The sequence below is a fragment of the Actinoallomurus purpureus genome (genome assembly GCF_024055795.1).
Taxonomy (GTDB): Bacteria; Actinomycetota; Actinomycetes; order Streptosporangiales; family Streptosporangiaceae; genus Actinoallomurus; species Actinoallomurus purpureus.
Map to the genome: position 1 here is coordinate 166,706 of NZ_JAMXMY010000011.1, position 13,263 is coordinate 179,968.

The window sequence follows — 13,263 nt, forward strand, 5'->3', positions numbered from 1 at the left end:
ACGCCGCGAGGCGCGCTCTGGACGCCGCGCAGCCGGACGGAGATCCACCGGACACCCCCTAGGCCAGCGGGCCGGTGACGGATTCGGCGGCGGCGACGAGGGAGCCGTCGCGGACGAGGTCGACGGCGGCGGCGATCTCGGGGGCGAGGTAGCGGTCCGGTCCGGGGGCGGGCACCCGGGAGCGCAGGGCGGCGACGACGGCGCCGGTGGCCGGGCCGGGGCGCAGTGGGGCCCGCAGGTCGAGCGCGCGGGCGGCGGTGAGGATCTCGATGGCGACGACGCGGGTGAGGCCGTCGACGGCCCGCCGCAGCTTGCGCGCCCCGTTCCAGCCCATCGAGACGTGGTCCTCCTGCATGGCGGAGCTGGGGATCGAGTCGACGCTGGACGGGACCGCGAGCCGCTTCAGCTCCGAGACGATGCCCGCCTGGGTGTACTGCGCGATCATGTGACCGGAGTCCACACCGGGGTCGTCGGCGAGGAACGCCGGCAGCCCGTGCGACCGGGCGGGGTCGAGCATCCGGTCGGTCCGGCGTTCGGAGATCGAGCCGACGTCCGCGACCGGGATGGCGAGGAAGTCCAGGACGTACGCGACGGGCGCGCCGTGGAAGTTGCCGTTGGACTCGACCCGCCCGTCCGGCAGCACGACCGGGTTGTCGACGGCGGAGGCCAGCTCCCGCGAGGCGACCAGGGCGGCGTGCTCGAGGGTGTCGCGGGCGGCGCCGTGCACCTGCGGTGAGCAGCGCAGCGAGTACGCGTCCTGCACGCGCGTGCAGTCGGGGCCCCGGTGCGACTCCATGATGGCCGAGTCGGCGAGCAGCGCCCGCAGGTTGGCGGCGCTGACGCCCTGGCCCGGGTGCGGCCGCAGCTCCTGAAGGTCGGCGGCGAAGACCCGGTCGGTGCCGAGCTGCGCCTCGACGCTCATCGCGGCGGCGACGTCGGCCGCCTTGAGGAGCAGGCGCAGGTCCTCGATGGCCAGCACGAGCATGCCGAGCATGCCGTCGGTGCCGTTGAGCAGGGCGAGGCCCTCCTTGGCGACGAGGTTCAGCGGCGCGATGCCCGCCTCGGCGAGCACCTCGGCGGCGGGACGCAGCCGCCCCTCGGCGTCGCGGACCTCGCCCTCGCCGATCAGGGCGAGGGCCACGTGCGAGAGCGGCGCCAGGTCGCCGGAGCAGCCGAGGCTGCCGTACTCGTACACGACGGGCGTGATCCCGGCGTTGAGCAGGGCGGCGAGGGTCTCGGCGGTCACCGGCCGCACGCCCGTACGCCCGGTGGCGAGCGTGCTGAGACGCAGCAGCATCATCGCCCGGACGACCTCCGCCTCCACCTCCGGCCCGGAGCCGGCGGCGTGCGAGCGGACGATGTTGAGCTGGAGTTTCGCCCGCAGGTCCTCATGGATGTGCCGGGTGGCCAGCGCGCCGAAGCCGGTCGAGATGCCGTACGCGGGCGTCGGCCGGGCGGCGAGCTCGTCGACGTGCGCCCGCGCGGTGGCGATCGCCTTGAGGGCCTCATCGGTCAGCGCGACCCGCGCGCCGTGGCGGGCGACGGCCACGACCTCGTCGAAGGCGAGCGGCCCCACCCCGACGTCGACACCCACACCATTGGTCGTTTCCATACTTCTATTGGACTCGACCGGTCGGCGTGCCGGGGGGCCGGGGCCGGTGGTGGTGTCTGGAATGCGAGACTCTGACCTGAGGGAGGTGGGAATGGCCGCCGAGCAGGTCCCCGCGGCGCGGCGCGCGCTGGCCGTCCTGCGCCTGCTGGCGTCCTCGGCCCGGCCGCTCGCCGCGTCCGCCATCGCCCGGGAGCTCTCCCTGCCGCGGTCGAGCACGTACCACCTGCTCACCGCGATGGCCGAGGACGGTTTCGTCACCTACCTTCCCGAGGACCGGCTGTGGGGCCTGGGCGTGACGGCGTTCGAGATCGGCTCGGCGTACCTGCGGCAGGGGCCGCTCGAACGCCTGGCCCGGCCGCTGCTCGTCCGCCTGGTGGACCGGCTCGGCGAGATCGGCCAGCTCGGAGTGCTGCACGGCGCGGAGACGCTCTACCTGCTGAAGGAGCAGCCCCGGCACCACGCGACGCTCGTCACGGACGTGGGCGTACGGCTGCCGGCGTACCTCACCGCCAGCGGCCGGTCGATGCTGGCCCACCTTCCCGCCGCGCAGGTGCGGGCGCTGTTCCCCGGAGAGTTCGTCGACCGCACCGGAGCCGGGCCGCGGTCGCTGCGCGAGCTGCGGCGGCTGCTCGCCGAGGACGCGCGGCGCGGCTGGGCGTTCGAGGACGGGCACGTGACCGAGGGCTTCGCCAGCATCGCCGCGTGCAGCTTCGACCACGTCGGCCGCCCGGCCGCCGCGATCACCGTGACGTTCCGCCGAGAGACCCGCGACGAGGCGGAGTGGCCGGACCTCGCCGCCCGCGTACGGGAGGCCGCGGCAGAGCTCACCCGCCGCCTCGGTGGCCACGCCCCCGGCTGATCACCGTCGACCATGCCCGGCACCGCTCACATCGGGCGCACCAAAAGAAGGGCCCGGCATGAGCCGGGCCCTTCGATTGCGCGCGATCGTTGATCGCTAACCGGCCTGCCGGCCGACGGTCAGACCAGCACTCCGTGCGCGGTCAGCGCCGTGGCCGCCAGGAGTTCGACGCCGACCTTGATGGCTCCCTCGTCAGCGTCGAAGTCGCCGCGGTGCAGGTCGAGCGCCTCCGTGGATCCCAGGGGACGCACACCCAGGCGGGCGAAGGCGCCCGCGACCCCCTCGTTCAGGTAGTCGCCGAACGTCTCCCCACCCAGGCTCACCTCAGCGGGGTATTCCTCGGCCCCCGTCCACTCGACCGCGGACCGGAGCATCTGCACGCTCGCCGACTCGTTCACGACGGGACAGACGACGCTTTCGGTCTCCAGTTCCGCCTTGACACCGTAGGTGATCTCCACGGACTTCAGCGCGTCGTCCATCAGGTCCAGCCCGAGACCGTACGCAGCCTCGTTCAGGCTCCGGAACGTGCCTTTGAGCTCTCCCCATTCGGGAATCGCGTTCGCGACCGTTCCGGACTCCATCCGGCCCCAGACCAGTGTGTAGGCGGCGCGGGCGTCGATCCGCCGGGACAGCACCCAAGGCAGCTTGAGCGCAGCCTCGCCCAGTGCGGACACCACGTCGCGGGTCAGGTGCACCCGCGAGGTGTGCCCACCCGGCCCGGTGATCCGCACCTTCACGAAGTCCATGGACCCCGTGATCGGGCCGACGCGCAGGCCGACCCGTCCGGCATCGTTCTTCGGGTCACAGTGGAGCCCGAAGATGCGGCGCACACCGCGGAGACCGCCGGCGGCGATCACTTTGCGCGCACCCTTGCCGGTTTCCTCTCCAACCTCGAAGAGCAGCCGGACCGGACCGGGCAACAGCCCGGACTTGTCCAGCTCGGCCAGGACGAGACCTGCCCCCAGCACGACGGTGGTGTGGACGTCGTGGCCGCAGGCGTGCGCCGCACCTGGGACGGTCGAAGCGTACGGTACGTCCTTCACGTCCTGCAGGGGCAGCGCGTCGACGTCGGCGCGCAACGCGATCATTGGACCCGTCGCCGGGCCGATGTCGCAGATCAGCCCGGCTCCCCCGGGCAGGATCCGCGGCTGGAGCCCGGCCATTTTCAGCCGGTCGGTGATGCAGCTCAGGGTACGGGGTGCCTGCAACCCGACCTCCGGGTAGGCGTGCACGTCCCGGCGAAACGCGACCAGCATCTGCCGATCGGTCTCGGACAGGTCGAGCCGCCGCCTCAGCTCGGCTGCACTGAGCCCGCCGATACGCCCCTCCAGGGGTTCACGGCCGAGCGTGTCTTTGCCCATTCCAATGGTGGACATGGGTCCTCCTCTTGTTTGTCCCTGTGGCGTCTTTTGATCGCCACCATCAAGACGGTCCGGACTCACATTGACTACGCAAGTGCGTGGTCGAAACGGAGCGGCACTGCTGGTCAAAGCGGCCGTGGGCAGACCGGGAAGCCCGCCGTCGTGTCCTGGACGGCCGCTGGAAGGGAAACGCACGGTGAAGGAGAGGAGGGCACGGCCGATGGCCGTGCCCTCCGATTCGTGGCCCCTACGAGAGGCCCAGCGGACGGATCCAGAACTGCTGAAGAGCGGCGAGAGACTGATTCAGCTTCGTCTCCAGGAGCATCATGTCCAGCTCCAGACACCCGCTCCCGAAGTACCAGCAGTCCAGTTCGCGCCGCTTCAGAAAATAGTCGCGGCCCTTCGGGATCCAGACGCTCACGTTGCCGAACGGGCTGACGAGCCCGGGCGGCATCAGCGCGTAGCCCCTCCAGAACCACCCGTCGAACCCGCACGGCCCGAGGAGCTCTTCCATGGTGAGGTCGAGTTCGCCGTCGCGACACGGCACCTCATTGCGGAAGATCTCGCGTTCCACGAGCGCCCTGGAAGCGCAGAATGTCATGTGGCCCAACCAGATGTTCCACAGTTGCACGAGTTCGTCGATGATCGGCCGACCAAGCAGCCCTCCGACCATGGTCCTTCGCGAGTCGCTGGGACCCATACTGGGACCCGTTCCGTCCGTGTCGGACATAGTGCGGATCTTGTACATGTCGAACAGCACACCGCCCTTGCCGACACGTTGCTGCGTGAAGAACGGCGGCCTTCCGTCCTCGATCACCATCAGCGAGGCCGCCGCGGTGATGACGGGGAGGAAGAGCGGCGCGAGGACCTTGCAGAGTTCCAGGTCCAGCTGCCTCTTCTCCTCGCTGAGGAACCAGTCGATCCCCTTCTTCTCGCACTTGATCTGCGGCGCGTGAAGGAAGTCACGAACCGCCTGGACACCCTCCTTCGCGGGGATGGTGCCTGCGTTGAAGAGCCGGCCGATAGAAACCTGCTCCCCGTTCACCGGTGCCGACAGAAGAGTCCCGATCGCCTGAATCGCGTCCTCTGCCGCTAATGATCGTGTGTTCATTTTGTTTGTTGGAGCACCGTTGACTTCGGTGCCCACTCCTCCGCTCCGTACCGTCCGACCACAGGGACGAACAGCAAGCCACACACAAAAAGCACCCGGGCATCTCGGCGCCCAGCCGCGCCGTCGCGTACGGGAGGTGTCCGCGGAGCTCACCCGCCGCCTGTCCGGCCACGCCCCGCCGCGATGAACGCGCCGTACAAAAAAAGGGGCGACACACGCCGATCTCGGTCGTTACGGTGGATTCACCCTGCGGCTGCTGAACCCGGGGAGCACGTCCCCGGACCCGGTCCGGCGGCGACCCGTGCGCCATCGATCCACCGGATGGCGGCGTCATTCACCCACGCCCTCGCATCAGCGGCCACCAGGAAGGCATCATGACCATCTCCAAGCGGCGGATCGCCGCTTCCTCCCACGACCCCCGGCTCGTCCGCGTCGACGACGACTGGCTCACCCTGCCCAACCCGTGGGACATCCCCGTCGACATCTGCGCCGGACCGGACGTCCCCGTCGAGTCCAGCGCCATCGACGAGATCCTCACGGTGCTGCGGACCGCGGAGACGCTCGAGCGGCTCACGGCCGCGACCGGGCACTCCGGCGCGGCCCTCGACCGGGTCGTACTCACCCCCGACCTGCACAAAGGTGCGGGAATCCCGATCGGCACCGTGCTGCGGACCCGTGGCGCGCTGATCCCCCAGGCGGTCGGCAACGACATCAACTGCGGCATGCGGCTGGAGACGACGTCGCTGACCGTCGACCAGGTGCGCCCGCGCCTGGACGCCCTCGAACGGCGGCTCCGGCACGTGTTCTTCGAGGGCGGCCGGCGCATCGCGCTGTCCGGCGTCCAGCGTGAAGGGCTGCTGCGCGACGGTCTGCCCGGGCTGATGACGGCCGGCGCGCCGGTCGCCGACGGCGTGTGGTCGGCCCTGCGACCGGGCGACGCCGACGCGGGGCGGCTTCACTGCGCGCGGTACCCGACCACGACCGCGGACGCCTTCCGCGACTGGATCGACAGCGCGGGCGGCACCAGTTACGACAGCATCATCGGCGGCGTCGGCGGCGGGAACCACTTCGCGGAACTCCAGTTCGTCGCGGCCGTCCACGACCGGCAGGCCGCGTACGCCTGGGGATTCTCCCTCGGGCAGGTGGTGCTGATGGTCCACAGCGGCTCGCTGTCCCTGGGGCACCAGGCCGGCGCGACCGGGCTGGAGCAGGCGAGGGCGATGTGGCCGCGCGGCGTTCCCCTGCCCGACAACGGGATCCTGCCGCTGCTGATGGACGAGCGATCCGAGGGCGCACGGCGGCGTTACCTCGACGCGTTCGGCAACGCGGCGAACTTCGCGGTCGGCAACCGGCTCTTCCTGGCGCTCATGCTGCGGGGCGGGCTGGCCGCCGAGTGCGGGGAACTGTCCGGCGATGTGGTCTACGACGCTCCGCACAACCTGCTGTGGCCGTCCGGCGACGGGCACGTCGTTCACCGCAAGGGGGCCACGCCGGCCGGCGGGTACGCCGAGGCGGCCGGCGGGCCGTACGCCCTGTGGGGCGAGCCCGTCATCGTGCCGGGTTCGATGGGCGCGGCCAGCTACGTGCTGCGGGGACACGGGAACACCCGGACGCTGGCGAGCGCCTGCCACGGCGCGGGCCGGCGGGTGCCGCGCGGTGCAGCCTCGCGCGGGAGCGATGCCGACCTGGACGCCTTCCTGCGGGACTTCCGGGTCGTGACGCCCCTCGACCATCGGGACCCGGCCGTGACCCGCCGGTCGGACGTGATCGCCGCGTGGCGTCGTGACCTCAAACAGGAGGCGCCCTGGGTCTACAAGGACATCGGTCCGGTGATCTCGAGCCTGAGCGGAGCCGGGGTCGCCGACCCGGTCGTCGAGCTGCGCCCGCTCATGACGGTCAAGGGCTGACCGCCGCGGCCTGCCGTTGAACGCCGGTCGTCGGACCTGATCGGTAGCGGCGGACCGGCCTCACCCGAGGAGGCCGGTCCGTTGCAGCCAGTCCTTGGCCACGGCCGCGGGATCGACCTTGTTGATCGAGATCTTGGTGTTCATGGTCAGCAGGTCCTCGGTGGTCAGCTTGGCCGAGACGGCGGCCAGCGCGGCCCGCCCGGCGGTGTTGAGCGCCGACCGGTAGACCAACGGTGTGACGTTCTGCGCGCTGAAGAGGTGCTTCGGATCGGCCAGGACGACGAAGTGGTTCTCGGCGATCGCGGGCTCGGTCGTGAAGAGGTTCGCCGCCTGGATGACGTCCTTCTCGAGCTGCTGGATCATGGTGTCGCGATCCCCGGTCTCGAACGGCTGGTAGCCGCGGAATCCCACCCCGTACGTTCCGCGCAGCCCGACCAGGCCCTGGTGGCGGGTCTGGAACTCCGGTGACCCGCCCATCACGAGCCGGCCCGCCATGGGCGCGAGATCGGCGATGGTGCGCAGGTGGTACCGGTCGGCGGTCTTCTTGGACACCGTGACCGAGTCCTTGTCCTCCGCCCGCGCGGAGGCGAGCATCTCGAGCTGGGGCGGCAGCGCGCGTCTCAGCACCCCGTTGACCTCGTCCGTGTTGACCTCCTCGCTGGTGTGGTCGAGCGACTGGGCGAGCGCGCCGTTGTACTCCGGCATCACCTGGATCTGTCCCGACGCGACCTGGCTGAAGTAGGTCTCCCGCTCGCCGAGGTCGAATCTCCGGATGACCCTGATGCCCTTCGCCTCGAGCGCCTGCGCGTAGATCTCGCCGAGCAGGTGGCTCTCGGGAAAGTTGGCCGAGCCCACCGTGACCGTGGGATGGACGGAGCGAGGTGTCATGGGCCGGTGGGACCGGCCGTCGGGGCTCAGGACGAACGCCATGGCCGAGGTGCCGATGGCGGCGATGGCGGCGATGGCGACACCGGTCGCGATCAGTGCCCGGCCCCGGCCGTGCCACCATCGTCGCGGCCGTGGGACGGAGGCCGGAGGCCGCGGAGTGAACCGATCCGGCCGGTCGACGGTCAGCCGATCCGCCCGCAGGGGCTTCTCCGATTCTTCGGCCTGGGCCGCCTCTTCCTCCGCGTGACCGAGCACCTGCAGCAGGACGTCGCGGGCGTCCGGCCGCCGCTCCGGGTCCTTGGCCAGGCACCGGCCGATGACGTCACGGAGCGGCCGTGGAACGTCGGCGAGGTCGGGTTCGTCGTGGAGGATCCGGCTGAGCACCACGGCGACCGATTCGGTGCCGAACGGTGGTCGCCCGGTGGCGGCGAACGTCATCGTCGCCGCCCAGCCGAAGATGTCGGCCGCCGCGCCCGGCCGGCCTCCGTGCAGCCGCTCCGGGGCGGTGTACGCGGGGGTGCCGACGAGCCCGCTGGTGGTCGTCGTGTCGGTGTCCAGTGCCCGCGCGATGCCGAAGTCGATCACTCGTGGCCCGTCCGGGCCGATGAGAACGTTGTGCGGCGTGAAGTCCCGGTGCAGGACGCCGGCCTGGTGGGTGGCCACGAGCGCCGACGCCGTGCCGACCATCAGTCTCTCGAGTGCGCCGCCGCTCAGCGGGCCGTCGGTCTCGACGAGCGTCTGCAACGACGGGCCGTCGATGTACTCGCTCACGATGTAGGGGCGGTCGCCGTACATGCCGTAATCGAGGACCTTCGCGGTGCAGAAGTCCGCCACCCGCCGCATCAGGGCCATCTGGTCGCGTAATCCGGCCTGCGCCGCGATGCCACGGAGCAGCCGGGCGTGCAGGACCTTGACGGCGACCCGGCCACCGTCACCGTCGACCGCGAGATAGACGACGCCCTGACCGCCCTCGCCCAGCCGCCCGGTGAGCCGGTGGTCGCCGATCCGGTCTGGATCTTCGGGGCGCAGCGGGTCGGTGTCGCGCATCGCACTTCCCTTCCCCGGAATACGCGCAAGCCGGAGTCGGGACCATTGTCGCGCAGTCAACTACTCGGCCTGACGGACCGAGCTTGCCGGCGCGGTCCGTGAGGGCGTCGTTTATGCTCCCCGCGCGGCTGGCTGTCGTGTCGGGGTCACATCTACCCGCCCCCTTCATGTGGGGGTGGGGTCGGGCATGTTGACGAATACCCACGCCGAGCGTGCACGGGTGCGCACGTTGATCCCGGCGACGACGTCGGCGAGCCCAGCGAAGCCGCACCGACGACAACAGAAGTGATCCCGATCGGGCCGGTTAGCCCTCTCGGTGTGCCCACACCATGGCACGGGGCACTTTTGGGATGTGTAAGCCGGATCCACCTCGATGAACGGCACGCCAGCGCGGCGTGCCTTATATTCGATGAACTCACCGAATTGGTAGAAGGGCCAGGTGGACAGTCGTGCTCGCTGGTCGCGAGAAACCGTGACCCGCTCACGGATACCACCGAGGTCTTCGATGGCGATACCGCGTTCGGTGCGTTGGGCGACAGCAACGACGGTCTTGGCGATCTTGTGATTGATGTGAGCGGCGTGCCGGGCTTCACGGCGCGCCCGTTTCTTGAGGAGCTGTTTGGCCGAGCGGGTCCGCTTGGCCTGGAGTTCGGCGCGTTTGCGCGCCTGCCAGCGCCGATACCGGCTGAGCCTGCGGCCTTGGTGGTTGTCCCCATCACTGGTGGTGGCCAGGTTGACGATGCCCCGGTCCACCCCGATCCAGTCCTGGGGTGCGAACACCTGCGGCTCGACAACGTCGATGGCGGCGATCAAGAACCACTTGCCGTCCCGGAAGACGAGATCGGACTCGCCCTTGCGGTGGCCGATGAGTTGCTTGAGCGCGCCTGGGGAGCAGGCGAAACGAAGGTCCTTGATCCGCCCGTCCAGCGTCCAGATCGAGACGGTCTGGGCGTCGTAGTTCCATGACAGGCACCGGTCGTCGTAGGTGTGCGCGGCATTCGGGCGGAAGACGATCGGCTTGGACTCGGCCTTACGGCGGCGCGGTGAGCCTTCCTTGCCGAGATTCCCGGCGCGAATGTTGGCCCGCAGTGCGGTGTAGGCGTCCACCACCCGCTTGATGATGTGCTGCGCAGCCTGTGCCCCAAAGCCCTGAGCCTTCAGCTCGCCGTAGGACAGCTTGCGCAGGTCACGAACCGACGCCCGCAGACCGAAGCGCTCGAAAGCGACCTTGGACACCCAGGTGGCCGCCTCGTTGATCGCAGGCAAGGTGCGCTCAAGCGCCCGTGCCTGCACGGCATCCGGGGTGAGCTTGACCTGCACCACGACCTTCACAAGACGTGACCATATCATCGCTTTCTGTGGCCACGCGGCGAGTCGCACCCGATACACGCGCAGGGGGCACACCCCCACAGGCTTTGTTCATGCTCACCGCAATCGGTCTTGACGCCGAAGTACCGACTGGCGTCTTCACTAACAAGGTGCGGACGTCCCGAGACGTCTTCGGGACGTCCACACAGCCGTCCTCAGGTCAGCCGGCCGGCCACGACCTTGGCGGCCGCGGCGATGAGCGCGTCGTCCCGCGTGGCGTCCTTCGTGGAGCGCGTGGACAGGACCGCGAAGACGATCGGGGCCCGGTGCGGAGGCCAGGCGACGGCGATGTCGTTGCGCGTGCCGTAGTCGCCGGAGCCGGTCTTGTCCCCCACCGTCCAGTCGGCCGGGACGCCGGCGCGGATGACGGCGTTCCCCGTCGTGTTCCGTCGCATCCAGTCGATGAGCAGGTCGCGCTTGGGCCTCGGCAGCGCGTGGCCGAGGGTGAACGTTCGCAGGTCGGTGCCCATCTGCCGCGGCGTGCTCGTGTCGCGGACATCGCCCGGGATCGCGGTGTTGAGAGCCGGCTCGGTACGGTCGACATGGGTGGTGCGGTCCCCGATCCGCCGCAGGGCGGCGCCGAGGCCGCTCGGCCCGCCGATCTCGCGGAAGAGGAGATTGGCCGCCGTGTTGTCGCTGTACCGGAGCGCGGCGTCGCAGAGCTCGCGGATGGTCATGCCCGTGTCGACGTGCTTCTCGGTGACCGGGGAATTGCTGATGATGTCCTTCGCGGTGTACTTCACCACGTGGTCCAGCCGCTTCATCGGATCCTGGCGCAGAACGGTTCCTGCGCTCAGAACCTTGTGGGTGGACGCGTAGGCGAACCGTTCGTCGGCGCGCCAGGCGACGACCCGCCCCGTGCCCGTGTCGAGCGCCCAGACGCCGAGCCGGGCGTCGTACCGCTTCTCCAGGTCCTGGAACGCCTGGTCGCCCCGCTGCGGCGCGGGCGTCCTCACCGCGGTCACCGTGGACGACGCGGTCGCCGCGTGGTCGGCCGCGCCGCAGCCCGTCAGCGGGACCAGCGCGAGGGCGGCGAGCGCCGCCAGCCCGGCGCGGCGGCGGATGGACCGGTCTTCATGTCGTGCGTTGGTCATGGCCGGGAGTCTCACGGCCTCCGTTGCATGCCGTCAAAGACGGAAACAGGAGGTTCAATGCCATATCGGCATAGACTCTGGTCGTGGACGTCCTCGGGGCCTGGCGAGCGTTCGTCAACGTGAGCGAACACGGCAGCTTCACGGAGGGCGCGGCGGCGACGCGCATCCCGCAGTCGGTGGCGAGCCGCCGGATCGCCGCCCTGGAGAAGCACCTCGGGGAGCGACTGCTCGATCGGTCGTCGCGCCGGGTGACGCTCACGCGGTTCGGCCGCGACATGCTCCCGTCGGCCGAACGCCTCATCCGCCTCGCGGACGCCATGGAGCACGAGGCCGAACGCGCCAAACTGAGCCCCCTCCGCCTCGCCGTCCCCGACGTCTGCGGCGTCCGCGACCTGGCGGTGCTCGACGCCGAGGCGCGCCGCAAGGGCGTCTACCTGGACTTCCACCCGGCGGCACCGGCCGAACGGGCCGAGCTCGTCCGGTCGCGGGAGGTCCGCGCCGCGCTGACGGCGGTCCCGCCGGACGACGGGACCTGGTCCGTACGGCTCGGGCTGGCCGGCGCCGCGGATCCGCCCGCGCGGACCATCTATGTCGAGCATCTCCGAGCGGACCGGGCGGCGCTGTCGTCGCGTCGGTGCCGGATCTGGATCCAGCCCGAGGACGACGTGCCCCACATCAGGGACCGCCTGTTCCGGGTCCGCGACGCGGTCGGCCTGCGGCCCGCCCAGATCACCGTCGCGCCGTCCCTCGTCGCCGCCACCGCCGAGGTCGTGGGCGCGGGGGATCTCCTGCTGTGCTCGCCGAAGCAGGCCGGCGACCTCGGGCTGCACTGGCGTCCGGTCGGCGAGATCCGGGTCGCGCGCGGCTACGGGGTGGCCGCCGCGATCGGTGACGACGCGGAGCGCGTACGGGCCCGGCTCCGGGAGGAGATCGCCCGCTGCCTCGGCGCCGATCCGCCCGGCCCGGACGACGGCCCGGCGGACGAGACGACGGATGGAGGTGCGCGGTGCCGAGCGTCGAGGGCCTGATCCGCGAGCTGCGGCGGACGCTGGACGACGCGGGGCTCAGCGGATCGTTCCTGGTCCGGGACCTGCGGTCCGGGGACGAGATCGGCATCGAGCCGGACCTGGAGTTCCCGGTCGCCTCGCTCGTGAAGATCCCGCTGGCCCTCGCCACCCTCGAACGGATCCGGCGAGCCGAGCTCGACGGCTCCACGCGGCTCCTGGTGGGGCCGGGCGGCGTCACGGCTCCCGGTCCGGCCGGGCTGAGCAGGTTCCGTCACCCGGCCGAGATCGCCGTCGACGACCTGCTCCACCTCAGCATGGCCGTGAGCGACAACGCGGCGACGGACGCGCTGTTCACCCTCACCCCGCCCGCCGAGGTCGCGGCGATCCTGCAGGAGCTCGGCGTGGGTGGCATCGCGGTCCGGCACACGATCAGTGACCTCGCCAGGACCCTGGCCGCGCTCCTGCCACCGGAGGAGGTCCACCTCGCCCATGCCCTCGCCATCGAGGCGGGGACGACCGGCCGGGGCCACCGGATCCCCCAGCTCGACGTGACCCTCGCGAACTCCGGCTCCGCGCGGGCGTACATGGATCTGCTGCAGGCGCTGTGGACGCCCTCGAGGATCGACGCGGGCGTCGCCGAGCGCGTCCGGGGCCTCATGGGCGACAACATGCTGCGGCACCGGCTGGCGCCCGACTTCAGCTCCGACGCGTCACGCTGGTCGTCCAAGACCGGGACGCTCCTCAACCTGCGGCACGAGGTCGGCGTGGTCGAGCACGCCGACGGCCGGGTCTTCGGAGTGGCCGTGCTCACCGAGTCACGGGTGCCGGCCGTGCACCAGCCCGGGGCCGAGGCGCTGATGGGCCAGGTCGCGCGGGCCCTCCGCGACCGCCTCCGGGAGACGTGACCCCCGTCCCCTCCGGGACGTGGTCCGCGCCCCGCTCCCCTCCCGCGGCCCCTCGGCAAGATCGCCGAGGGGCCGCGGGATGAGGTCGGCCGCCGTACCAGGCC

The 13,263-nt window shown here is 70.9% G+C and carries 10 protein-coding genes; 4 read left to right on the forward strand and 6 right to left on the reverse strand.

From position 1 onward, the window contains the following. Positions 1 to 58: 58 nt before the first annotated feature. Positions 59 to 1,612 carry a histidine ammonia-lyase gene (gene hutH, locus NE236_RS21655; RefSeq protein WP_252843875.1) on the reverse strand — a complete coding sequence of 518 codons (1,554 nt, stop codon included), beginning with the start codon at positions 1,610 to 1,612 and terminating at the stop codon, positions 59 to 61. 91 nt (positions 1,613 to 1,703) lie between these two features. Between hutH and NE236_RS21660 the strand changes: the two genes are divergently transcribed. Then, positions 1,704 to 2,471 (forward strand): IclR family transcriptional regulator, encoded by a 768-nt coding sequence (locus NE236_RS21660; protein ID WP_252843876.1) that lies wholly within the window; start codon positions 1,704 to 1,706, stop codon positions 2,469 to 2,471. Positions 2,472 to 2,590: 119 nt separating this feature from the next. Here NE236_RS21660 and NE236_RS21665 read toward each other — a convergent pair whose 3' ends face one another. Beyond that, positions 2,591 to 3,847 carry an amidohydrolase gene (locus tag NE236_RS21665; RefSeq protein ID WP_252843877.1) on the reverse strand — a complete coding sequence of 419 codons (1,257 nt, stop codon included), beginning with the start codon at positions 3,845 to 3,847 and terminating at the stop codon, positions 2,591 to 2,593. Positions 3,848 to 4,079: 232 nt separating this feature from the next. Beyond that, a complete protein-coding gene (locus NE236_RS21670) occupies positions 4,080 to 4,979 on the reverse strand; it encodes a sugar transferase (RefSeq protein ID WP_252843878.1) in 900 nt (299 codons plus the stop codon). Between the two features lie 338 nt (positions 4,980 to 5,317). Here NE236_RS21670 and NE236_RS21675 point away from each other — a divergent pair, with 338 nt between their 5' ends. Continuing rightward, positions 5,318 to 6,850, forward strand: a complete 1,533-nt coding sequence (locus NE236_RS21675; protein WP_252843879.1) for an RtcB family protein — start codon at positions 5,318 to 5,320, stop codon at positions 6,848 to 6,850. Between the two features lie 60 nt (positions 6,851 to 6,910). Here NE236_RS21675 and NE236_RS21680 read toward each other — a convergent pair whose 3' ends face one another. From NE236_RS21680 to bla, 3 genes are all read right to left on the reverse strand, one after another. After that, positions 6,911 to 8,785, reverse strand: a complete 1,875-nt coding sequence (locus NE236_RS21680) for a glycine betaine ABC transporter substrate-binding protein (RefSeq protein ID WP_252843880.1) — start codon at positions 8,783 to 8,785, stop codon at positions 6,911 to 6,913. A 165-nt stretch (positions 8,786 to 8,950) separates the two neighbouring features. Beyond that, positions 8,951 to 10,117 carry an RNA-guided endonuclease InsQ/TnpB family protein gene (locus tag NE236_RS21685; protein ID WP_252843881.1) on the reverse strand — a complete coding sequence of 389 codons (1,167 nt, stop codon included), beginning with the start codon at positions 10,115 to 10,117 and terminating at the stop codon, positions 8,951 to 8,953. A gap of 191 nt (positions 10,118 to 10,308) precedes the next feature. Beyond that, positions 10,309 to 11,247 (reverse strand): class A beta-lactamase, encoded by a 939-nt coding sequence (gene bla, locus NE236_RS21690; protein WP_252843882.1) that lies wholly within the window; start codon positions 11,245 to 11,247, stop codon positions 10,309 to 10,311. Positions 11,248 to 11,330: 83 nt separating this feature from the next. Between bla and NE236_RS21695 the strand changes: the two genes are divergently transcribed. Beyond that, the gene (locus tag NE236_RS21695; RefSeq protein ID WP_252843883.1) at positions 11,331 to 12,275 is read left to right on the forward strand and encodes a LysR family transcriptional regulator; all 945 of its coding nucleotides are present in this window, start codon (positions 11,331 to 11,333) and stop codon (positions 12,273 to 12,275) included. Then, complete coding sequence (locus NE236_RS21700) at positions 12,254 to 13,159, forward strand: serine hydrolase (RefSeq protein WP_252843884.1); 906 nt, start codon at positions 12,254 to 12,256, stop codon at positions 13,157 to 13,159. The genes NE236_RS21695 and NE236_RS21700 overlap by 22 nt, the downstream gene beginning before the upstream one ends. Positions 13,160 to 13,263 lie beyond the last annotated feature (104 nt).